We start from the raw sequence: 21,034 nt of genomic DNA, 5'->3' as shown, positions 1-21,034 counted from the left end.
GCCCACATCAAAAGCACCCGCCCGAATCAAGCTCTGGCGTTGCGCGACTCCTTGGCATCCACTACGGCGAGCGCTGTCATGTTCACCAGCCGGCGCACGGTCGCCGACGGCGTCACGATGTGCACCGACTTCGCCGCCCCGAGCAGGATCGGCCCAACCGACACGCCATCGCCATTGGCCATCTTCATCAGGTTGAAGGAGATGTTGGCGGCGTCGAGGTTAGGCATCACCAGCAGGTTGGCTTCGCCCTTCAGGTCGGAGTCCGGATGCAGCTTGTCGCGAATCTCTTCGGAGAGCGCGGCATCGCCGTGCATCTCGCCGTCGACATTCAGGCCAGGCACGGTCGCACGCAGGATCTCGCAGGCTTCGCGCATCTTGCGTGCCGAGGCCGAGCCCGAGCTGCCAAAGTTGGAGTGCGACAGCAGCGCCACGCTCGGCTCGATGCCAAAACGGCTCAGCTCTTCAGCAGCCATGCGGGCAATCTCGGCCACCTCTGCGGCGCTCGGATTCTCATTGACGTAGGTATCGGTGATCGCCAGCATGCGCTTGGACAGCAGCAGCAGGTTCATCGCTGCGAACTGCTTGGCGCCAGGCGCGAGGCCAATGACGTCCTCCACCTGCTTGAGATGGTAATCGTAGGTACCGAAGGTGCCGCACACCATCGCGTCGGCGTCCCCGCGGCGCAGCAGCATGGCGCCGATCAGGGTGGTATCGCGGCGGATCTTGGCCTTGGCGAGGTCGGGCGTCACGCCGTCGCGCTTCATCAACCGGTAGTACTCGTTCCACAGTTCGCGGTAGCGCGGATCGGATTCCGGATTGACGATCTCGAAGTCACGCTCGGGCCGGAGGTTGAGGCCGATCTTCTTGATGCGCATCTCGATGACCTCGGGACGGCCGATCAGGATCGGGCGCGCCAGGCCTTCGTCGAGCACCACGCGCACCGCGTGCAACACGCGCTCGTCCTCACCCTCGCAGTAGATCACGCGCTTTTGCTCGGGCGGCACGGCCTTGGCCGCCGAGAAGACGGGCTTCATGACGATGCCGGACTGATAGACGAAGGCGTTGAGGCTGGTGACGTAGGCGTCGAAATCCTCGATCGGCTTGGTCGCCACGCCCGAGTCCATCGCCGCCCTCGCCACCGCGGGGGCGATCTTGACGATCAGACGCGGATCGAAGGGCTTGGGGATGATGTACTCGGGGCCGAAGCTCAGCTCCTGGCCACCGTAGGCGCTGGCGACGATGTCGCTGGCCTCGGCTTCGGCCAGTTCGGCGATCGCCTTCACGCAGGCGAGCTTCATCTCCTCGTTGATCGTGGTCGCACCCACATCCAGCGCACCACGGAAGATGAAGGGGAAGCACAGCACGTTATTGACCTGGTTCGGGAAGTCCGAACGGCCGGTAGCGACGATGCAGTCCGGACGCACGGCCTTGGCGTCGGCCGGCAGGATCTCGGGGTTCGGGTTGGCGAGCGCGAAGATCAGCGGCTGGTCGGCCATCTTCGCGACCATCTCGGGCTTGAGCACACCGGCGGTGGACAGGCCAAGGAAGACGTCGGCGCCGACGATCGCATCGCCCAGCGTGCGTGCATCGGTCGTCTGGGCGTAGCGCGCCTTGGTCGGCTCCATGTTGGCCTCGCGGCCCACGAAGATCACCCCCTTGGAGTCGCAGACGAAGATGTTCTCGCGCTTCAGACCGAGGCTGACCATCAGATCGAGGCAGGCGATCGCCGCCGCGCCGGCACCCGAGCACACCAGCTTGACCTTGTCGATGTCCTTGCCGATGACCTTGAGGCCATTGAGCAGGCCCGCGGCAGAGATGATGGCGGTGCCGTGCTGGTCGTCATGGAAGACCGGGATCTTCATGCGCTCGCGCAGCTTCTGCTCGATATAGAAGCACTCGGGCGCCTTGATGTCCTCGAGATTGATACCGCCCAACGTGGGCTCGAGCGCGGCGATGATCTCGATCAGCTTGTCGGGATCATTCTCTGCCAGTTCGATATCGAAGACGTCGATATTGGCGAACTTCTTGAACAGGCAGCCCTTGCCCTCCATGACCGGCTTCGAGGCCAGCGGCCCGATGTTGCCCAGGCCGAGCACCGCTGTACCGTTGGTGACCACCGCAACCAGATTGCCACGGCTGGTGAGTTCGAAGGCCTCCGCAGGATCGGCAACGATGGCGTCGCAGGCTGCCGCCACGCCGGGCGAATAGGCAAGCGCGAGGTCACGCTGGTTGGTGAGCCCCTTGGTGGGCACGACTGAAATCTTGCCGCGTGTCGGCGAGCGGTGATAGTCGAGTGCGGCGGCGATGAAATCCTGGTCCATGTTCTCCCCTCTGCGAGTCTTGAGGTATGTCGTGTCTGAAACGCGGGCGAGCACTTCGCCCGCGGGGCGACAGCGGACCGGGACGGTCGCGCTGCGTGGGCATCGTTCGGGATGTTCTCGGAAAAGCGGAATTGTTTTTGTGGCTGCGCGTCGAGCGGCGCAGGAACGACCTCGATTGACGTCGCGGAAGTTTAGCGCAGCCGCCCCCATTTGGCATCGCGCCGGACTGATCTGGCGCATCACGACGGCGATGGACACCGCCACACACCCCGCCAGCGGCCGTTTTTGGCAGAATGCGTGCTCCGGACGCGCCGCAGGCAGGGCGTGGCGCATACGAACAGGGGGAGAAAGGCATGCGGCGAGTGGTGTTCAATCAGAAGGGCGGAGTCGGCAAATCCACCATCACCTGCAACCTGGCGGCGATCAGCGCGCAACAGGGCAAGCGCACCCTCGTCGTGGACCTCGACCCGCAAGGCAACTCGACCCAATACCTCCTCGGCGCGAATGGCGAGGACCTCGAAGCCACACTGGCGGACTTCTTCGACCAGACGCTCAACTTCAAGCTCAACCCGCGCGGCACCGAGGACTTCATCGTCGCCACCCCTTTCGAGTGCCTGCACGTGATGCCCTCGCATCCGCAACTCGAGGAGCTGCAGTCCAAACTCGAGTCGCGCTACAAGATCTACAAGCTGCGCGATGCGCTCGAAGAGCTGGCAAAGGACTTCGACTGCGTCTACATCGACACGCCGCCCGCGCTCAACTTCTTCACCCGTTCGGCGCTGATCGCGGCCGACGCCTGCCTGATCCCCTTCGACTGCGACGAGTTTTCGCGCAAGGCCCTGTACTCGCTGCTCGAGAACGTGCAGGAGATCAAGTCCGACCACAACCGCAACCTGCAGGTCGAGGGCATCGTGGTCAACCAGTTCCAGCCGCGCGCCACCCTGCCGCAAAAGGTGGTGCAGGAACTCATCGATGAAGGTCTGCCCGTGTTGCAGCCCTACCTGTCGGCTTCGGTGAAGATCAAGGAATCGCACGAGCAGGCCAAACCGATGATCCACCTCGATCCCAAGCACAAGCTGTCGCAAGAGTTCGTCGCCCTGCACGACACGCTGGCACGCAAGTACGGCGCATGATGTGCGGCACGGGCGGCGATGACGCTGCCCGTGCCTTACCGTGCGAAGCCGCTCAGAGCTTCGCCGCCACCCAGTCCTTCACCGCCGCCAGCGCCGCCGGCAGGTTCTCCGGCTGGGTGCCGCCGGCCTGGGCCATGTCGGGACGGCCGCCGCCCTTGCCGCCGACCTGCTGGGCGACAAAGTTGACCAGCTCGCCGGCCTTGACCTTGGCGGTGTGGTCGGCAGTGACACCGGCAATCAGGCTGACCTTGCCCTCGCCCACGCTCGCCAGCACGATCGCGGCCGACTTGAGCTTGTCCTTGAGCTTGTCCATGGTGTCGCGCAAGGTCGGCACGTCAGCGCCTTCGAGCATCGCGGCGAGCACCTTGAGGCCGCCAATCTCCACCGCCTGGCTCACCAGCTCGTCACCCTGGCTGGCGGCAAGCTTGCCCTTGAGGCGGGCGAGTTCCTTCTCCAGCGCGCGTACGTTGTCGAGAATGCCGGCAACGCGCTCGGCGACCTCGTCGGGCTGGACCTTGAGCAGTGCGGACATGCCCTGCACACGACGCTCCTGCTCTTGTGTATAGCGCAGTGCGTTCTCACCGGTGATCGCCTCCACACGGCGGATGCCGGCGGCGACACCGCCCTCGCCGACGATCTTGAACAGGCCGATGTCGCCAGTACGCTCGACATGGGTCCCGCCACACAACTCCTTGGAGCTGCCGATCGACAGCACGCGCACCTCGTCGGCGTACTTCTCGCCGAACAGCATCATCGCGCCGGACTTCTGCGCTGCTTCCAGCGCCATCACCTCGGCGCGGGTGTCGGTGTTGGCGAGGACCTCACGGTTCACCAACTCCTCGACCTCACGGATCTCCTCGGCCGTCATCGGCGCAGTATGGGCGAAGTCGAAGCGGGTCTTGTCGGGGTCCACCAGCGAGCCCTTCTGCTGCACGTGGGCGCCGAGCACCTCGCGCAGGGCCTTGTGCATGATGTGGGTGACCGAATGGTTGCGCGCAGTGGCGGCTCGTGCGGCCACGTCCACCCGGGCGCTCACGCCCTGGCCCACCGACAGCCTGCCGGTGCGCACCACGCCGTGGTGGCCGAACACCGCGGCCTGGATCTTCTGCGTATCTTCCACACCGAAGATGCCTGCGCCGCCGCGCAGCTCGCCGCGGTCGCCGACCTGGCCGCCGGATTCGGCGTAGAACGGCGTGTGGTCGAGCACCACCACCCCCATCTCGCCCTCGAGCAGCTCATTGACCGGCGCGCCATCCTTGTACAGCGCGAGGATGTTGCCCTTCTCCTCCAGCAGCGTGTAGCCGTGGAAGGCGGTCTCGGGGCCGTCGTAGTCCAGGTTGGCCGCCATCTTGAACTTGCCTGCGGCACGCGCCTGCTCCTTCTGGCGTGCCATCGCGGCGTCGAAGGCGACGGCGTCGACGGTCACATCACGCTCTCGGCAGATGTCCGCGGTGAGGTCGAGCGGGAAGCCGTAGGTGTCGTGCAGCTTGAAAGCGGTGTTGCCGTCGAAGACCTTCTTGCCCGCGGCCTCCATCGCCGCGAGCTCGGCCTCGACGATCGCCATGCCGTTCTCGATGGTGGCGAAGAAGCGCTCTTCTTCCTGGCGCAGCACGTCCACGATGCGGCGCTCGCCGTCCTTGAGCTCGGGATAGGCGCTGCCCATCTCGCCGACCAGGTCGGGCACCATCTTGTGGAAGAAGGCGGCGCGCGCGCCAAGCTTGTAACCGTGGCGGATCGCACGGCGGATAATGCGACGCAGCACGTAGCCGCGACCTTCGTTGCCCGGGATCACGCCATCGGCGATCAGGAAGGAACAGGCACGGATGTGGTCGGCCAGCACCTTCAGCGACGGCGAGTCCATGTCGGCGGCCGACGTTTCGCGGGCCGCGGCCTTGATCAACGCCTGGAACAGGTCGATCTCGTAGTTGGCGTGCACGCCCTGCAGCACCGCCGAGATGCGCTCCAGACCCATGCCGGTGTCCACCGAGGGCTTGGGCAGCGGATGCATCACGCCCTGCTCATCGCGGTTGAACTGCATGAATACGTTGTTCCAGATCTCGATGTAGCGGTCGCCGTCTTCCTCGGGCGATCCCGGGGGGCCGCCCCAGATGTGCTCGCCGTGGTCGTAGAAGATCTCGGTGCACGGACCGCAAGGCCCCGTATCACCCATCATCCAGAAGTTGTCCGAGGCGTAGCGCGCGCCCTTGTTGTCGCCGATGCGGATCACGCGCTCGGCGGGCACGCCGACTTCCTTGGTCCAGATGTCGTAGGCCTCATCGTCCTCGGCATACACGGTGACCCAGAGCTTGTCCTTGGGCAGCTTGAAGACCTCGGTGAGCAGCTCCCAGGCGTACGAAATCGCATCGCGCTTGAAGTAGTCGCCGAAGCTGAAGTTGCCCAGCATCTCGAAAAAGGTGTGGTGGCGCGCGGTGTAGCCGACGTTCTCGAGGTCGTTGTGCTTGCCGCCGGCGCGCACGCACTTCTGCGAGGTGGTGGCGCGCGTGTAGGCACGCTTGTCGAAGCCGAGGAACACGTCCTTGAACTGGTTCATCCCGGCGTTGGTAAACAGCAGCGTCGGGTCTTCGTGCGGTACGAGCGAACTCGAGGCCACGATCTGGTGGCCCTTGGATTCGAAGAATTTGAGGAAGGCGTCGCGGATTTCAGCGGATTTCATGAAGGGTCCAGATATGAGAGAAGTTCAAGCCGTGTTCTTCGGTTGCGCGCGCGGGGGCGCAATTCAATGCGTATTGTCGCGCAGCGGGTTGTTGAGCCAGGCGCCATCCGGCAGCCGGTAAACGTCGAAGTCGCTGTCGATCGACAGCACCTCGCGACAGCCACTCTGTGTGGAAAGCTGCACGACAGAGGCGTCTGCGAGATCCATCGGACGGTCACGGTACTTGTCCATCAGGGCGGCGATGGCGCCGACGCAACCTTGCTCCAGTTCGACGATCGCCAGCCCGCCGCGATCGATCCAGCTCAGCAGGCGCAACTGCGCGTCCACACTGTAGCGCAGCAGGTGCATGACCTCGGTCAGCACGGGCCAGGTCGTCACCAGCGAAACCTCGTTGCCGCGCAGGAAGGACACGCAGGCCTGATGATGACGGTCGGCCGGGTTGAACAATGCCAGCAGCGGACCCGCGTCAACGATCATGCTTCGCACGCAGCGACTCCGAAAGATAGTCCTTGCGGCGTTCGGCGAGGTCGCCCGGTCCTGCGTCGGGGCCTCCGAAAAGATCCTTGCCGAGTTCATACGGTGTCTTGCGCGGCGCGACACGGGCGAGATACTCCCGCAAGCTGGCCTTCACCAGTTCGCTCTTGCTGCGCCCGGTCTGCGCCGCAGCGCGCGCGAGTTCGGACTCGAGTTCGGGGTCGAGACGGATCGACAGGGTCATCGTGTCGGCTCCTTGCCATTTTTGTAATACACAACGTATTGCATGCTACGTCCTCGCCCGGCAGCAAGTCAATTTCAGCGCATGGCATGTAGGCGCAAGCGGCGCCTATAATTGACGTTCACGTCAACCAACCACGGGACACGAGCACACCATGGGTAACCGCCTCTCCAAGATCTACACCCGTACCGGCGACGCCGGCACCACCGGCCTGGGCGACGGCAAGCGCGTCTCCAAGAACAGCCTGCGCATCCATGCTCTGGGCGAGGTGGACGAGACCAACGCCATCATCGGCCTCCTACTGTGCGAGGAGCTTCCCGAGGAGGTGCGCGCCCTGCTCACCAACGTGCAGCACGACCTCTTCGATCTCGGTGGCGAGGTCTGCATCCCGGGCATGAGCATGATCACCGACAAGCAGGTGACCCACCTCGAAGAGGAACTCGACCGCTTCAACGAGGACCTCGAGCCGCTCAAGGACTTCATCCTGCCCGGTGGCACCCGCGCTGCGGCCTACGCCCACCACGCCCGCACCGTGTGCCGTCGCGCCGAACGCGCGCTGGTGGCGCTGGCACTGGAAGAGGCAGTCAATGACGCCCCGCGCCAGTACCTCAACCGCCTGTCTGATCTGCTGTTCGTGCTCGGCCGCGTGCTCAACCGCGCCGGCGGCCGCGGCGACGTACTGTGGCAGAAGCGCAAGAACGCCTGACGTTCATCCGCCCGGCGCGGGGTCGAAAAGCGGGATCTGTGCCGGGCCCGAGTCCGCGGCCTCGGCCGCAAAACGCACGCCGACCCCAAGCAGGCGCACCGCCAGCGGGCTGCGGGCGTGAGCTTCGTCCAGCAGCCGCAGCCAAACGCCCTCATCGGGCGCACTGCTGACGCACTCCGCCGTGGTGCGGCTGAAGTCGGCGAACCTCACCTTGACGAAGGCCTTGTGGACCGGAGGCCGGTCCTGTGCCCGCTCGAAGCGGCGGCGAAAGTCCTCCAGCAGCGCCAGCAACGCGCTCCGGCAGGAGGCCAGATCGCGCAGGTCCGGCGTGTAAGTGGTCTCCACCGACAGCGACTTGCGCACCCGGTAGGGCTGCACCGGGCGCTCGTCGATGCCCCGGCACAGCCGGTAGAGGCTGGCGCCAAAGCTGCCGAACTCACGGGTCAGCTCGGCCGCGCTCCAGGCCCGCAGTTCGCCACAGGTATTCACGCCAAGCCGGTTGAGTTTCTCCGCGGTGACCTTGCCAACGCCGAAGATCTTCTTCACCGGCAGCGCGGCAACGAACGCATCCACCTCTTCGGGCCGCACCACGAACTGCCCGTCGGGCTTGTTCCAGTCACTCGCCACCTTGGCGATGAACTTGTTGGGCGCGATGCCCGCTGAGGCGGTGATGCCGACCTCGGCATGGATGCGCGCCCGGATCTCCTGCGCCATCAGAGTGGCAGAGCCCCGGCAGCGCTCGACGCCACTCACATCCAGGTAGGCTTCGTCCAGCGACAGGGGCTCGACCAGCGGAGTGTAGTCGCGATAGATGGCGAGGATCTGGCGCGAGGCTGCGCGATAGCGCTCGAAATCCGGCGCCAGCAGGATGAGCTGAGGACAGCGTTGCAGCGCGCGCGCCGTCGGCATTGCCGAATGCACACCGAAGGCGCGCGCCTCGTAGTTGCAGGTGGCGATCACACCGCGCGTCTCGGCGCGCCCGCCAACGGCGACCGGCCGGCCGACGAGCGCGGGGTCGTCACGCATCTCGATCGCGGCATAGAAGCAGTCGCAATCGCAATGGATGATCTTGCGCAGCCGCGGCTCAAGCAAGGCCATGGCCCCGACTCCGCCCGCTCACTGAAAACGTGCGCGGCCCGCTGACGGCGGGACGCGTCGTGCCGTCAGGAACCGAGGCTCACTCGAACTCGGCTGCGCGCTTGACGCGGCGCTGGCGCACGGCCTCGGCGAGGATATCGAGCACCTCGACGCTGTCCTCCCAGCCGATGCAGGCATCGGTGATGCTCTTGCCGTACTCGAGCGCCTTGCCCGGCACCAGGTCCTGGCGGCCTTCGTTGAGATGGGACTCGACCATCACGCCCATGATGCGATCGTCACCGGCCGCCATCTGCCCGGCCACGTCACGCGCAACCTCGATCTGCAGGCGGTGCTGCTTGCGGCTGTTGGCGTGGGAGAAATCGACCATCAGCTTGGAGCACACGCCGGCGCCGGCAAGCTCGCGCGAGGCAGCCTCGACACTGGCCGCATCGAAGTTGGGTTCCTTGCCGCCGCGCAGGATGGCGTGGCAGTCCTCGTTGCCGCGGGTCGACACGATGGCCGAGTGACCGGCCTTGGTCACCGACAGGAAGTGGTGCGGCGCCTGCGCGGCCTTGATCGCATCGACGGCGATGCGCAGGTTGCCATCGGTACCGTTCTTGAAGCCAACCGGACAGGACAGGCCGGAGGCAAGCTCGCGGTGCACCTGGCTCTCGGTCGTGCGCGCACCGATCGCGCCCCAGGAGATGAGGTCGCCGATGTACTGCGGCGTGATCATGTCAAGGAACTCGGTACCGGCGGGCAGGCCGAGCTCGTTGACCTCCCACAGCAGCTTGCGCGCCAGGCGCACGCCGTCGTTGATACGGAAGCTGTTGTCCAGCCCGGGATCGTTGATCAGGCCCTTCCAGCCCACCGTGGTGCGCGGCTTCTCGAAATACACGCGCATCACCACCAGCAGGTCGTCCTTGAGGCGCTCGGCCTCGGTCTTGAGCCGGGTGGCGTACTCGATCGCGGCATCGGGATCGTGGATGGAGCACGGCCCGATCACCACCAGCAGGCGGTCATCCGCGCCGTAGAGAATGCGGTGGATGGCCTGGCGCGCCTCGTAAGCGACCTCTGCCGACTTCGGAGTGGCCGGAAACTCGCGCAGCACGTGCGCGGGCGGCACAAGCTCCTTGATCTCCTGAATGCGGACGTCGTCGATGTGGATCTTCATGGAGGCGGACATTCGGCTACTCGGCGTCTTGACTGAAGGAAGCGCCCGATTCTAGCCGAAACCACCCCGAGCCGACATGCGGCCACCGCTATGCCAACGATGCACTGAACCGATCGTCGTTCAGCGCGTCTGTTCGTACACTTCACAAACGTTTTTTCGTGCAGCCTCCACTCTCATGCTCATCAAGCGCCCCTCAGACATTCTCAATTCCGAAATCACCGACCGTCGGCTGTTCGAAAACCGGCGCGCCTTCATCACCCGCTCGGGTGTCGGCCTTGCCGCCGGCGCCGCGCTCTGGCACGGACTGACATCCCCGGCACGGGCCGCGCGAAGCAGTACCAATACGGCCCTCGCCGGCCTACCGTCGGCACTCAGCACCGACGAGGCGAAGACTGATTACCAGTCGGTCACAACCTACAACAACTTCTACGAATTCGGCACCGGCAAGGACGACCCGGCGCGTAACGCGGGTCGCATGGCTGTGCGTCCATGGACGGTGAGCGTCGAAGGCCTGGCTGGCAAACCGCGCACCTTCGACATCGACGACCTGATCAAGCTCGCGCCGCTCGAGGAGCGCATCTACCGCATGCGCTGCGTCGAAGGCTGGTCGATGGTGATCCCCTGGGTGGGCTTCCCGCTCGCAGCCCTGCTCAAGGAGGTCGATCCTCTCGGCAGCGCCAAGTACGTCGAGTTCCTGACCCATTACGACCGCGAAATCATGACCCGCCGCCCGGTGCTCGACTGGCCCTATGGCGAGGGCCTGCGCATGGATGAGGCACTGCATCCGCTCACCCTGCTCGCGGTCGGCCTGTATGGCGAGACCCTGCCCAACCAGAACGGAGCCCCGGTACGCCTGGTGGTGCCCTGGAAGTACGGCTTCAAGAGCGCAAAGTCCATCGTCACCATCCGCCTCACGGAGAAGCAACCGCCCACCGCCTGGAACCGCGCCGCACCGCAGGAGTACGGTTTCTACTCGAACGTCAACCCGGAGGTCTCGCATCCGCGCTGGAGCCAGGCTACCGAGCGCCGTATCGGCGAACTGCGCCGACGGCCGACCCTGATGTTCAACGGCTACGGCGAACAGGTCGCCAGCCTCTACCAGGGCATGGACCTGAGGAAGCACTACTGATGCTGCGCACCCCCTCGCCGCTCGCGCTGAACGCGATCAAGGCGCTCGTCTTCGTGCTCTGCCTGATCCCCGCAGGGCAGCTCGCTCTCGGCTGGCAGACCGACACCCTCGGCGCCAACCCGATCGAAACCCTCACCCACGCCACCGGCGACTGGGCGCTGCGGCTGCTGCTGCTCACGCTCGCGGTCACGCCCCTGCGCCGCCTCAGCGGCCTGCACTGGCTGCTGCGCCTGCGCCGCATGCTGGGCTTGTTCGCCTTCGCCTATGCGCTCGGCCATTTTGCAATCTGGATCTGGCTCGACCTGTATCTCGACTGGCCCGCGATCGCACGCGACATCCTCGAGCGCCCCTTCGTCACCGTGGGCTTCGCGGCCCTGGTGCTGATGATTCCGCTCGCTGCGACCTCCAACACCTTCGCCATCCGCCGCATGGGCGGGCGCAGGTGGCAGGCCCTGCACCGCGCCACCTACGGCATCGCCATCCTCGGCGTACTGCACTTCTGGTGGCTGGTGAAGGCCGACGTGCTCGAACCGCTCGTGTATGCACTGGTGCTCGCCGTGCTGCTCGGCCTGCGCGCCTGGTGGCGCGAACAGGAACGTCAGCGTCAGCTGTCGGTGCCACCGCCGGCCAAGCACCTGCAGCGGCCGGTGATCCGGATCATGCCGAAATAGCCAGCCGCCACAGCGAGGTGATCTCCGCTGCACGCGCCGCGTGCAGCGCATCGCCACTGTCAGCCGCCTTGGCGTGACGCGGGCGGATGTCCTCTCGACCGAGCACACGCAGGCCTGCGCCCTCGATCCAGCCCAGCAGCTGCGCGCGCGTGCGCAGGCCGAGGTGCTCGGCGAGGTCGGACAGGATCAGCCAGCCCTCACCGTCCGCCGTCAGGTGCTCGGCGAGGCCCTCGAGGAAGCCGCGCAGCATGCGGCTGTCGGGGTCGTAGACCGCGCGCTCGATTGCCGCCGTCGGCTTGGCCGGCACCCAGGGCGGATTGCACACCACCAGCGGCGCACGACCGGGCGGGAACAGATCGGCCTCGACCACCTCGACCCGCTCGCCGACGCCGAGCCGGGCAAGGTTGTCGCGGGCGCAGCCGAGCGCGCGCGGATCCTGGTCGGTCGCCAACACGCGCGCCACCCCGCGGCGGGCGAGTACGGCCGCGATCACGCCTGTGCCGGTGCCGATATCGAAGGCGAGCGTGCTCGCCGGCAAGGGCGCGCGCGCGACGAGGTCGAGATATTCACCGCGGATCGGCGAGAACACGCCATACCATGGGTGGATGAGCGCGCCGAGCGCCGCCACCGTCACGCCCTTGCTGCGCCATTCGTGCGCGCCAATAAGGCCGAGCAGCTCGCGCAGCGAGATCACGAAGGGCGCATCGAGCAGATCGGCATCGCGTGTGCCCACGACCGCCTCGGCCAGCACCTGAGCGACGTCGGGCGCGCGCCGCAGCGGGATGCGCCCGCCCGCCTCGACCGGAATCAGCAGCATGCCGAGCGTACGCGCGCGCTGCGCCTGGGCCATGCGGTGGAGATGAAAGACCTCCGCCGTCGTAGCCGGCGCCTGCGTGCGCTTGCGCGGACGCGAATCGGCGCGGCGCCCCATGGCCTGCAACAACTGGCGGGCGTTGTGGTAATCGCCGCGCCAGAGCACTGCCGTACCCTCGCAGGCCAGACGCCAGGCGGTGTCCGCCTTCATCGTGTCGTCGGCGACGACCACCCGGCGCGGCGGCGGCAGTCCATTCTCCGAGCGCCAGCGTGCGCGGTGAACGATCGGCGTGCAGCCCGCCGACGCCCCGGGCGCGACGGAGGGCTCCTCCCAGCACAGCTCGGCCACCATCTCCACGTCGGCCTCAGGCCTGCCGGGGACGGATCGCATGCTTGGGCCGGAAGGCCTTGATCACGGCTTCGTCGGTCTCGATGTAGGGCCCACCGATGAGATCGATGCAGTACGGAACCGCGGCGAAGATGCCGACATGGCGCACCGCGCCTTCCACGTCGCGCACCCCCTCGAGCGTCTCGCGGATCGACTTGGGCTGGCCGGGCAGGTTGATGATGAGGCTCTTGCCGCGGATCACCGCGACCTGACGCGACAGGATCGCGGTGGGCACGAAGTTGAGGCTGATGCGGCGCATCTCCTCGCCGAAGCCCGGCATCTCCTTGTCGCCGATGCCCAGCGTGGCCTCCGGTGTGACGTCGCGCGGCGCCGGCCCGGTACCCCCGGTGGTGAGGATCAGGTTGCAGCCGGCCACATCGACCAAGTCGACGAGGGTACGTTCGATGGTGGCGCGATCATCCGGAATCAGGCGAGCCTCGGCGGTCCATGGCGAACTCAGCGCCTTGCCCAGCCAATCCTTCAGGGCCGGAATACCCTGGTCTTCATAGGTGCCTTCGGAGGCGCGGTCGCTGATCGACACCAGGCCGATACGGATGTGTTCGCTCATGCAGGAGTTCTCGGTATGGGTTTATCTGGGGTCAGGATTGAGCGTGACTACCGCTCTCGGCATCATCCTGTCCGGCACCCTCTGCTTCAGTTTCAGCCTCGGCCTGGAGCTGCAACTGGCGCAGCACCTGGAAAATCTCGCGGAAGGCCTTGGGCGGCTTGCCGGCCTCGCGCTCCTTGAGCGCGTTGCGGCGCAGGGTGCGCAGGTATTGAAGATCGGCGCCCGGCCAGGTCTCGGCGATGACGCCGATCACTTTGTCGTCCTCGAGCAGGTCTGCACGCAGGCGTTCGAGGCGGTGCATCTTCGCCACCTCGGCAGCGGAATTGCCGGCGAAGACTTCGAGCTGGGCCTGGATGGGCTCGGGGTCGATCTTGCGCATCAGCTTGCCGATGTACTGAAGCTGGCGACGGCGCGCTTCCATCTTGAAGCCCTGGGCGGCGCGGATGGCGTCGAACAGCGATTCGGGCAGGGGCACCTTCTTCAACTGGTCTACCGACAGCGCGACGAGCTGCTCGCCGAGATCCTGCAAGGCCAGCATTTCGCGCTTGCGGCTACTCTTGCTCGGCGGTTCGGCATAGGCCTCGTCGTCGGACTCGGGATGGGGGGACTGGCGCAAATCTGGACGCATTGCGGACATGGGGGCTGGCTTGATCGGGTTAAGATTATAGCCTTTGCACGCACCCGGCCCGCTCCATGTCCGCTCAAGGCTTCTCCTTCTCCCAGGCGCACCTCGCCGATATCGCCACCGACATTCTCAAGTACGCCCGAAAGCGCGGTGCCTCGGCGTGCGAAACCGACGTCTCGGAAGGCTTCGGCCAGTCGATCGCAGTACGCAAGAGCGAAGTCGACACCATCGAATACAACCGCGACAAGGGCGTCGGCGTCACGGTGTACGTGGGCCAGCAGCGCGGTTACGCCAGCACCTCGGACTTCTCCAGGAAGGCGCTCAAGGCCACCGTCGACGCGGCGCTGTCGATCGCGCGCTTCACCGCGCCCGACCCTTGCGCAGGCCTGGCCGATGCGGCACTGATGGCGCGCGCGAAGGACATGCCCGAGCTTGACCTGTTCCACCCCTGGGCGATCGACGTCAATGAGGCGATCGTGCTTGCTCGACGCTGCGAGGACGCAGCCTTCGCGGTAAGCCCGCAGATCAGCAACTCTGAGGGGGCGAACACCTCGATCCAGCAGTCGCACTTCGTATCGGCCAACAGCCACGGCTTCATCGGCGGCTATGCCACCACCCGCCACGGCCTGTCGTGCTCGGTGATCGCCGGCGAGGGCGACGCGATGCAGCGCGAGTACTGGTACGACTCGCGCCGCGACCCGGCCGAGCTGATGTCGCCGGAGGAGATCGGCCGCCGCGCCGGCGAACGCGCCATTGCTCGCCTGGGGGCGCGGAAGATCCGCACCTGCGAGGTGCCGGTGCTGTTCGAAGCCCCGCTGGCGGTGGCGCTGATCGGCAACTTCGTGCAGGCGGTGAGCGGCGGTTCGCTTTACCGCAAGTCGAGCTTCCTGCTCGACAGCCTTGGCCAGCAGGTCTTCTCGCCGCTGGTCAGCATCTCCGAGCGCCCCCACCTCAAACGCGCCTTCGGCTCCAGCCCCTTCGACAGCGATGGCGTCGCCACCCGCGACCGCGAAGTCGTCACCGATGGCGTACTCAACGGCTACTTCCTTTCCGCCTACTCGGCACGCAAGCTCGGCATGCAGACGACCGCCAACGCCGGCGGCTCGCACAACCTGATCGTCAAGGCCGGCGACAAGGACCTCGCAGGCCTGATCAAGCACATGGACAAGGGCCTGCTGGTCACCGAGCTGCTCGGCCACGGCGTCAACTATGTGACCGGAGACTACTCGCGCGGCGCGGCGGGCTTCTGGGTGGAAAAGGGCCGGATCAAGCACGCGGTGGAGGAAGTCACCATCGCCGGCAACCTGCGCGAAATGTTCCGCAACATCGTCGCCGTCGGCAACGATGCACTGCCGCGCGGCGCCAAACTGTGCGGCTCGGTGCTGATCGAACGCATGAAGGTTGCAGGCCGCTGAAGGCGACGCCCTGCCCGGCCGCAGGGGCGATTAGGGTTTTCCGTGCTTTCGACGCCCGAGGCGCTACATATAATCGTCGTCAGCCGAGAACCATCAGAACACAGGCTTTTCCACAGGAGGAACCATGGAGCGTCGCAAATTCATCAAGAGCGCCGGCATTGCCGGCATCCTCGCCTCGGGCACCGCACCGGCCATCGTCAACGCGCAGGAACAAGTCCGCTGGCGTCTGACCTCGAGCTTCCCCAAGGCACTCGACACCATCCACGGCGCGGCCGACGTGTTCGCCAAGCTGGTATCGGACGCCACCGGCGGCAAGTTCCAGGTCTCGGTTCATGCACCGGGCGAACTGGTGCCGGCCTTCGGCGTCGTTGATGCCGTACAGCAGGGCACGGTCGAGTGCGGCCATACCTGCGGCTACTACTTCTTTGGCAAGGACGAGACCTTTGCCATCGACACCGCCATCCCCTTCGGCATGAACTCGCGCTCGCTCACGGCGTGGTTCTACGACGGCAACGGCCTCAAGCTCATGCGTGAGTTCTTCGCTGGCTACAACATCGTGAACTTCCCGATGGGCAACAGCGGCGCGCAGATGGGTGGCTGGTACCGTAAGGAAATCAAGACGCCGGCCGACCTCAACGGCCTCAAGATGCGCATCGGCGGCTTCGCCGGCCGCGTCGTCAGCAAGCTCGGCGGCGTACCGCAGAACATTCCTGGCGGCGAGATCTATCAGGCGCTCGAGCGCGGCACCATCGACGCCACCGAGTGGGTCGGCCCCTACGATGACCTCAAGCTCGGCTTCCACAAGGTCGCTCCGTTCTACTACTACCCCGGCTGGTGGGAAGGCGGTGCGCAGATCTCGCTGTACGTCAATGACAAGGCCTACAACGCCCTGTCGCCCGAGTACAAGACGATCGTGCAGATTGCGGCATCCCACGCCCACGTCAACATGCAGGCCATGTACGACGCGCGCAACCCGACCGCGCTCAAGCAACTCATCGCCGAAGGCGCCAAGCTGCAGCGCTTCCCGCGCGAAGTCATGGACGCCGCGCTCAAGGCACGCAACGAGGTCTACAAGGAACTGAACGACACCAACGCCAACTGGCGCAAGGTGTTCGCTGACTACGAGCGCTTCATGCGCGACCAGTATCAGTGGATTCCGCTGGCGGATGGCAGCTACGACCAGTACATGGCGGCACAGAAGCTCTGATCGACCTCTGAGGCAATGACCCGCTCCGGCAGGGCGTTGCCTGATGATCACCGCCCTCGTGCGCCGCGTGGACACGAGGGCGGAATCGTGTCCGCGCGGCACGCATTCACCTTAGGAAAGCCTGCCCTGCCATGGGACCGCTACTCAAGATATCCAGACTGATCGATGCGATCAGCAACCTCGTCGGCCGCACACTGATCTGGCTCGTGCTTGCAGCTACCCTCATCAGCGCCGGCAATGCCATCGTACGTAAGACGCTCAACATTGGCTCGAACGCGATGCTCGAGATCCAGTGGTACCTCTATGCGGCGGTCTTCATGCTGGGCGGCGGCTACGCCCTGCTCAAGAACACGCATGTCCGCATCGACGTGCTGTCGAACAAATTTTCAGCGCGTACACGCGCCTGGGTTGATATCGGCGGAATCGTCATCTTCCTGCTGCCGATGTGCTACCTACTGTCTGTCTTTGCCTGGCCGATCGTGATGTCCGCAATCAAGACCGGCGAGGTATCGTCGAACGCTGGCGGCCTCATCCGCTGGCCCCTGTATGCCCTCGTCCCCGCCGGCTTCGGCCTGCTCGCCCTGCAAGGGCTGTCGGAGCTGATCAAGCGCATCGCCTTCCTGCGCGGCGCTGGCCCCGACCCGATGGCTTTGCCCCATGACCCGCACGCCGACTCCGGCGCTGCACCCGACGCACCTGCAGCCAAGGCCGGACAATGATCGAGTTCATTTCTGCCAACCTCGCGCCGATCATGTTCGGCGCCGTCGTGTTCTTCCTGATTTCGGGCTTTCCGGTCGCGTTCGCGCTGGCGGCTTGCGGCTTGCTGTTCGGCTTCATCGGCATGGAGCTTGGCCTGCTGCCAGGCACCTTGTTCCAGGCCCTGCCGCTGCGGGTGTTCGGCATCATGCAGAACGACATCCTGCTCGCCATCCCCTTCTTCACCCTGATGGGGCTCGTACTCGAACGTAGCGGCATGGCCGAGGACCTGCTCGACACCGCCGGTCAGGTCTTCGGCCCAGTGCGCGGCGGCCTCGCGCTGGCGGTGATCTTCGTCGGCGCACTGCTCGCCGCCACCACTGGCGTCGTCTCGGCCTCGGTCATCTCGATGGGCCTGATTTCGCTGCCGATCATGCTGCGCTACGGCTACAGCCGGCCGATCGCATGCGGCGCGATCACGGCCTCCGGCACGTTGGCACAAGCGATCCCACCCTCGCTGGTGTTGATCGTGATGGCAGACCAACTCGGTCGCAGCGTCGGAGACATGTACAAGGGCGCCTTCCTGCCCGCCTTCATTCTGGTGTCGATGTACGCCCTGTTCATCATCGGCGTGGCAATCTTCCGGCCCAAGCTGGTGCCTGCCCTGCCGCCCGAGGCGCTCAGGTTCCGCGAACCGGATGGCAGTTCGGGCCTTCGCTCACTGGTCGTGTTCGGCGTCCTGATCGCGCTGGCCACCATCGGCTTCGCCGGGATCTACCCGCAACTCAGCGCCAGCGCGGTTCCACCGGGGCGCGAGGAAGTTGCGGTCGTGGCGCTCACCTTCGGCACCGCGCTGGCACTCGTTCTGGCCGGCATCAACAAGCTGCTCGGCCTTGGCCTGCTGTCACGCATCAGCGAACGCGTCACCTTCGTACTCGTGCCGCCGCTGGCGCTGATCTTCCTGGTGCTCGGCACGATCTTCCTCGGCATCGCGACGCCGACCGAAGGTGGTGCGATGGGCGCACTCGGCGCATTGCTGATGGCCCTCGGCCGTCGCCGTCTGAGCTTCGGCAAGCTGGTGGAGGCGCTCGAAGCTACGACAAAGCTGTCGGTGTTCGTGATGTTCATCCTCATCGGCGCCACGGTGTTCAGCTTCACGTTCACTGCAGTCGATGGCAAGCAGTGGGTCGAGCATCTGTTCGACCAGCTTCCGGGCGGGCAGATCGGCTTTCTGCTGTTCGTGAATGCGATGATCTTCTTCCTCGGCTTCTTCCTCGACTTCTTCGAGATCGCCTTCATCCTGATCCCGCTGCTCGCGCCGGTCGCCGACAAGCTCGGCATCGACCTGATCTGGTTCGGGGTCCTGATCGCGATGAACCTGCAGACCTCCTTCCTCACGCCGCCCTTCGGCTTCGCGCTGTTCTACCTGCGCAGCGTGGCCCCCGTATCCTCCTTCATCGACCGCGTCACGGGGCAGCGCGTGCCGGGCGTGCGCACCCAGGAGATCTATGCGGGCTCGGTCGCATTCGTGATCATCCAGATCATCATGATCGCCCTGCTGATTGCCTTCCCGCAGCTGGTCACGGGCAATCTCGATGCCAAGGTGGAGGTCGACCTCGACACCATCCGCATCGAGGCCCCGAGCGGCGGCGGAGGCTGGGGCGAGGAAGGCGGCGAGAAGGACGGTTGGTAAGAACGTGCTGACCCGCTTCTGTCTCGTACGCCATGGCGAAACCCCCTGGAACGCAGAACTGCGCCTCCAGGGGCATATCGACGTGCCGCTCAATGACACCGGTCGCCGCCAGGCGGCCGCCACCGCCCGCGTATTGTCCGCGCACCGCTTCGACGCGCTGTACAGCAGCGACCTCGCCCGCGCACTGCAGACAGCAGCTGCAGCCGCCAGCGCCTGCGGGCTGCAGCCGCTACCTCACAGCGGGCTGCGCGAGCGCCACTACGGAGTGCTCCAGGGGCGGACCTACGATGAGGCCGAGGCCCAGCATCCTGAAGTCTGGCGGCACTTCAAAGGACGCAACCCGGCCTACTCATTCCCCGGCGGCGGCGAGAGCCTGGCCGAGTTCGATGCCCGCGTGCGTCAAGCAATGGACGCGATCCTGCGCGCCCACACAGGGCAGACAGTGCTGGTCGTCACCCATGGCGGCGTGCTCGACATCATCCACCGGCTGGCGTCCGGAAAGCCGCTCGAGGCCGCACGCGACTTCGCGATTCCGAACGCGGCGCTCAACTGGATCGCGCACGACGCGCAGGGGTGGCGGCTGGAGTGCTGGGCAGACCAGACCCATCTTGGCAGCAGCATGGACGAACTGCCTCACCCCTGAGGCGGACGCACCGGGGCACACCAGCGAACACCGGGCCCACTCGCTTGCGGCGGCGCACCACATGGTAGAATTCCTTTTTAATCAACCGCTGAAGACTTCGCCCCATGTTCTCCGCGCAAGACACCCTCGCCAAGGTCGACCCTGAACTCTGGGCTGCCGTGCAGGCAGAAAACCGCCGTCAGGAAGATCACATCGAGCTGATCGCCTCCGAAAACTACGTCTCCACCGCGGTCATGGAGGCTCAAGGCTCCCAGCTCACCAACAAGTACGCCGAGGGTTACCCCGGCAAGCGTTACTACGGCGGCTGCGAGCATGTCGATGTGGCCGAGCAGCTCGCCATCGACCGCCTCAAGGCACTGTTCGGCGCCGAGGCCGCGAACGTGCAGCCGAACTCCGGCTCCCAGGCCAACCAGGCAGTGCTGATGGCCTTCGCCAAACCGGGCGACACCATCATGGGCATGAGCCTGGCCGAAGGCGGCCACCTCACCCACGGCATGCCGCTGAACATGTCCGGCAAGTGGTTCAACGTTGTCGCCTACGGTCTCAACGACAAGGAAGAGATCGACTACGACAAGATGGAAGAACTCGCGCGCGAACACAAGCCGCGCATCATCATCGCAGGTGCCTCCGCCTATTCGTTGCGCATCGACTTCGAGCGCTTTGCGAAGATCGCCAAGGAGATCGGCGCCATTTTCTGGGTCGACATGGCGCACTATGCCGGCCTCATCGCTGCGGGCTTCTACCCCAACCCGGTGCCGCACGCCGACGTCGTCACTTCGACCACCCACAAGACGCTGCGCGGCCCGCGCGGCGGCATCATCCTGATGAAGGCCGAGCACGAGAAGGCGATCAACTCTGCGATCTTCCCCGGTCTGCAGGGTGGCCCGCTGATGCACGTGATCGCAGCCAAGGCGGTAGCCTTCAAGGAAGCAGCAACACCCGAGTTCCGCAACTACCAGGAACAGGTCATCGCCAACGCGCGCGTGATGGCGCGTGTCCTGGGAGAGGAGCGCGGCCTGCGCATCATCTCCGGTCGCACCGAATCGCACGTCTTCCTGGTTGATCTGCGCAACAAGAAGATCACCGGCAAGGCTGCCGAAGCCGTGCTGGGTAGCGCCCATATCACGGTCAACAAGAACTCGATTCCCAACGACCCGGAGAAGCCGTTCACCACCTCGGGCATCCGTATCGGCTCGCCGGCGATGACCACGCGCGGCTTTACCGAGATCGAGTCCGAGCGTATTGCACACCTCATCGCCGACGTGCTCGACGCCCCGGAAGACCAGGCAGTCATCGAGCGCGTGCGCGGCCAGGTGGCCGAGCTGTGCGCCAGGTTCCCGGTCTACGGCAAGTAAGCTGCGGGGCGGGGCGCGTGCCGACTTGAGG

General features: G+C 65.6%; 19 protein-coding genes. 10 read left to right on the top strand and 9 right to left on the bottom strand.

The annotated features are described in order from the left end of the window. Positions 1-26: 26 nt before the first annotated feature. Positions 27-2,321, bottom strand: a complete 2,295-nt coding sequence (locus P7F68_RS16835) for an NADP-dependent malic enzyme (RefSeq protein ID WP_002931737.1) — start codon at positions 2,319-2,321, stop codon at positions 27-29. A 353-nt stretch (positions 2,322-2,674) separates the two neighbouring features. On the opposite strand from P7F68_RS16835, the gene P7F68_RS16830 reads away from it, so the two are divergent. Next, on the top strand, positions 2,675-3,454 hold the full coding sequence (locus P7F68_RS16830; RefSeq protein WP_277834855.1) for a ParA family protein: 780 nt from the start codon (positions 2,675-2,677) through the stop codon (positions 3,452-3,454). A gap of 52 nt (positions 3,455-3,506) precedes the next feature. Here P7F68_RS16830 and alaS read toward each other — a convergent pair whose 3' ends face one another. From alaS to P7F68_RS16815, 3 genes are all read right to left on the bottom strand, one after another. Beyond that, positions 3,507-6,128 carry an alanine--tRNA ligase gene (alaS, locus tag P7F68_RS16825; RefSeq protein ID WP_002938873.1) on the bottom strand — a complete coding sequence of 874 codons (2,622 nt, stop codon included), beginning with the start codon at positions 6,126-6,128 and terminating at the stop codon, positions 3,507-3,509. 63 nt (positions 6,129-6,191) lie between these two features. Further along, positions 6,192-6,605 carry a type II toxin-antitoxin system VapC family toxin gene (locus P7F68_RS16820; protein WP_002938874.1) on the bottom strand — a complete coding sequence of 138 codons (414 nt, stop codon included), beginning with the start codon at positions 6,603-6,605 and terminating at the stop codon, positions 6,192-6,194. Continuing rightward, entirely contained in the window at positions 6,595-6,846 is a 252-nt protein-coding gene (locus P7F68_RS16815) for a ribbon-helix-helix protein, CopG family (protein ID WP_002931721.1), read from the bottom strand. The genes P7F68_RS16820 and P7F68_RS16815 overlap by 11 nt, the downstream gene beginning before the upstream one ends. Positions 6,847-6,997: 151 nt before the next feature. Here P7F68_RS16815 and P7F68_RS16810 point away from each other — a divergent pair, with 151 nt between their 5' ends. Beyond that, complete coding sequence (locus tag P7F68_RS16810; RefSeq protein WP_002938875.1) at positions 6,998-7,549, top strand: cob(I)yrinic acid a,c-diamide adenosyltransferase; 552 nt, start codon at positions 6,998-7,000, stop codon at positions 7,547-7,549. A gap of 3 nt (positions 7,550-7,552) precedes the next feature. Here the strand turns inward: P7F68_RS16810 and dinB are convergent, their stop codons facing one another. Next, positions 7,553-8,647: a DNA polymerase IV gene (gene dinB, locus P7F68_RS16805; RefSeq protein ID WP_277834849.1), complete on the bottom strand. Its 1,095-nt coding sequence runs from the start codon at positions 8,645-8,647 to the stop codon at positions 7,553-7,555. 79 nt (positions 8,648-8,726) lie between these two features. Then, positions 8,727-9,812: a 3-deoxy-7-phosphoheptulonate synthase AroG gene (aroG, locus tag P7F68_RS16800; protein ID WP_002931714.1), complete on the bottom strand. Its 1,086-nt coding sequence runs from the start codon at positions 9,810-9,812 to the stop codon at positions 8,727-8,729. A gap of 163 nt (positions 9,813-9,975) precedes the next feature. Here aroG and msrP point away from each other — a divergent pair, with 163 nt between their 5' ends. Next, the gene (msrP, locus tag P7F68_RS16795; RefSeq protein WP_002938877.1) at positions 9,976-10,929 is read left to right on the top strand and encodes a protein-methionine-sulfoxide reductase catalytic subunit MsrP; all 954 of its coding nucleotides are present in this window, start codon (positions 9,976-9,978) and stop codon (positions 10,927-10,929) included. Then, a complete protein-coding gene (locus tag P7F68_RS16790; protein WP_277834846.1) occupies positions 10,929-11,600 on the top strand; it encodes a protein-methionine-sulfoxide reductase heme-binding subunit MsrQ in 672 nt (223 codons plus the stop codon). Before msrP ends, P7F68_RS16790 begins: the two co-directional genes overlap by 1 nt. Here the strand turns inward: P7F68_RS16790 and P7F68_RS16785 are convergent. The 3 genes from P7F68_RS16785 to yjgA are packed head-to-tail and all read right to left on the bottom strand — an operon-like array spanning position 11,587 to position 14,006. Then, positions 11,587-12,765, bottom strand: a complete 1,179-nt coding sequence (locus P7F68_RS16785; protein WP_277834876.1) for a class I SAM-dependent methyltransferase — start codon at positions 12,763-12,765, stop codon at positions 11,587-11,589. The genes P7F68_RS16790 and P7F68_RS16785 overlap by 14 nt on opposite strands. 13 nt (positions 12,766-12,778) lie before the next feature. After that, positions 12,779-13,369 carry a molybdopterin adenylyltransferase gene (mog, locus tag P7F68_RS16780; protein ID WP_277834844.1) on the bottom strand — a complete coding sequence of 197 codons (591 nt, stop codon included), beginning with the start codon at positions 13,367-13,369 and terminating at the stop codon, positions 12,779-12,781. Positions 13,370-13,400: 31 nt separating this feature from the next. Then, the gene (yjgA, locus tag P7F68_RS16775) at positions 13,401-14,006 is read right to left on the bottom strand and encodes a ribosome biogenesis factor YjgA (RefSeq protein ID WP_277834843.1); all 606 of its coding nucleotides are present in this window, start codon (positions 14,004-14,006) and stop codon (positions 13,401-13,403) included. A 56-nt stretch (positions 14,007-14,062) separates the two neighbouring features. On the opposite strand from yjgA, the gene pmbA reads away from it, so the two are divergent. The 6 genes from pmbA to glyA all read left to right on the top strand — a co-directional run bounded on the left by pmbA (position 14,063) and on the right by glyA (position 21,003). Beyond that, positions 14,063-15,409, top strand: a complete 1,347-nt coding sequence (gene pmbA / locus P7F68_RS16770; RefSeq protein ID WP_002938883.1) for a metalloprotease PmbA — start codon at positions 14,063-14,065, stop codon at positions 15,407-15,409. Positions 15,410-15,533: 124 nt separating this feature from the next. Then, positions 15,534-16,616, top strand: coding sequence for a TRAP transporter substrate-binding protein (locus P7F68_RS16765; protein WP_002938884.1), 1,083 nt, complete (start codon positions 15,534-15,536; stop codon positions 16,614-16,616). A 131-nt stretch (positions 16,617-16,747) separates the two neighbouring features. After that, positions 16,748-17,335: a TRAP transporter small permease subunit gene (locus tag P7F68_RS16760; RefSeq protein WP_002938886.1), complete on the top strand. Its 588-nt coding sequence runs from the start codon at positions 16,748-16,750 to the stop codon at positions 17,333-17,335. After that, positions 17,332-19,005: a TRAP transporter large permease gene (locus tag P7F68_RS16755; RefSeq protein ID WP_277834839.1), complete on the top strand. Its 1,674-nt coding sequence runs from the start codon at positions 17,332-17,334 to the stop codon at positions 19,003-19,005. The genes P7F68_RS16760 and P7F68_RS16755 overlap by 4 nt, the downstream gene beginning before the upstream one ends. Before the next feature lie 4 nt (positions 19,006-19,009). Then, positions 19,010-19,648: a histidine phosphatase family protein gene (locus tag P7F68_RS16750; RefSeq protein ID WP_002931691.1), complete on the top strand. Its 639-nt coding sequence runs from the start codon at positions 19,010-19,012 to the stop codon at positions 19,646-19,648. Positions 19,649-19,752: 104 nt separating this feature from the next. Next, a complete protein-coding gene (glyA, locus tag P7F68_RS16745; RefSeq protein WP_277834837.1) occupies positions 19,753-21,003 on the top strand; it encodes a serine hydroxymethyltransferase in 1,251 nt (416 codons plus the stop codon). Positions 21,004-21,034: the final 31 nt, after the last annotated feature.

It is taken from the genome of Thauera mechernichensis (assembly GCF_029588855.1).
In the GTDB taxonomy this organism is placed as follows: domain Bacteria; phylum Pseudomonadota; class Gammaproteobacteria; order Burkholderiales; family Rhodocyclaceae; genus Thauera; species Thauera mechernichensis.
This window is presented reverse-complemented; position numbering and strand designations above follow the sequence as displayed.

Excerpts from the sequence above, each read along its gene's own strand:
- P7F68_RS16815 (WP_002931721.1), bottom strand. The coding sequence starts at position 6,846 with ATGACCCTGTCGATCCGTCTCGACCCCGAACTCGAGTCCGAACTCGCG.
- aroG (WP_002931714.1), bottom strand. The coding sequence starts at position 9,812 with ATGTCCGCCTCCATGAAGATCCACATCGACGACGTCCGCATTCAGGAG.
- P7F68_RS16810 (WP_002938875.1), top strand. The coding sequence starts at position 6,998 with ATGGGTAACCGCCTCTCCAAGATCTACACCCGTACCGGCGACGCCGGC.
- mog (WP_277834844.1), bottom strand. The coding sequence starts at position 13,369 with ATGAGCGAACACATCCGTATCGGCCTGGTGTCGATCAGCGACCGCGCC.
- msrP (WP_002938877.1), top strand. The coding sequence starts at position 9,976 with ATGCTCATCAAGCGCCCCTCAGACATTCTCAATTCCGAAATCACCGAC.
- alaS (WP_002938873.1), bottom strand. The coding sequence starts at position 6,128 with ATGAAATCCGCTGAAATCCGCGACGCCTTCCTCAAATTCTTCGAATCC.
- P7F68_RS16835 (WP_002931737.1), bottom strand. The coding sequence starts at position 2,321 with ATGGACCAGGATTTCATCGCCGCCGCACTCGACTATCACCGCTCGCCG.
- pmbA (WP_002938883.1), top strand. The coding sequence starts at position 14,063 with ATGTCCGCTCAAGGCTTCTCCTTCTCCCAGGCGCACCTCGCCGATATC.
- P7F68_RS16765 (WP_002938884.1), top strand. The coding sequence starts at position 15,534 with ATGGAGCGTCGCAAATTCATCAAGAGCGCCGGCATTGCCGGCATCCTC.
- P7F68_RS16820 (WP_002938874.1), bottom strand. The coding sequence starts at position 6,605 with ATGATCGTTGACGCGGGTCCGCTGCTGGCATTGTTCAACCCGGCCGAC.
- P7F68_RS16830 (WP_277834855.1), top strand. The coding sequence starts at position 2,675 with ATGCGGCGAGTGGTGTTCAATCAGAAGGGCGGAGTCGGCAAATCCACC.
- P7F68_RS16785 (WP_277834876.1), bottom strand. The coding sequence starts at position 12,765 with ATGGTGGCCGAGCTGTGCTGGGAGGAGCCCTCCGTCGCGCCCGGGGCG.
- dinB (WP_277834849.1), bottom strand. The coding sequence starts at position 8,647 with ATGGCCTTGCTTGAGCCGCGGCTGCGCAAGATCATCCATTGCGATTGC.
- yjgA (WP_277834843.1), bottom strand. The coding sequence starts at position 14,006 with ATGTCCGCAATGCGTCCAGATTTGCGCCAGTCCCCCCATCCCGAGTCC.
- glyA (WP_277834837.1), top strand. The coding sequence starts at position 19,753 with ATGTTCTCCGCGCAAGACACCCTCGCCAAGGTCGACCCTGAACTCTGG.
- P7F68_RS16790 (WP_277834846.1), top strand. The coding sequence starts at position 10,929 with ATGCTGCGCACCCCCTCGCCGCTCGCGCTGAACGCGATCAAGGCGCTC.
- P7F68_RS16760 (WP_002938886.1), top strand. The coding sequence starts at position 16,748 with ATGGGACCGCTACTCAAGATATCCAGACTGATCGATGCGATCAGCAAC.
- P7F68_RS16755 (WP_277834839.1), top strand. The coding sequence starts at position 17,332 with ATGATCGAGTTCATTTCTGCCAACCTCGCGCCGATCATGTTCGGCGCC.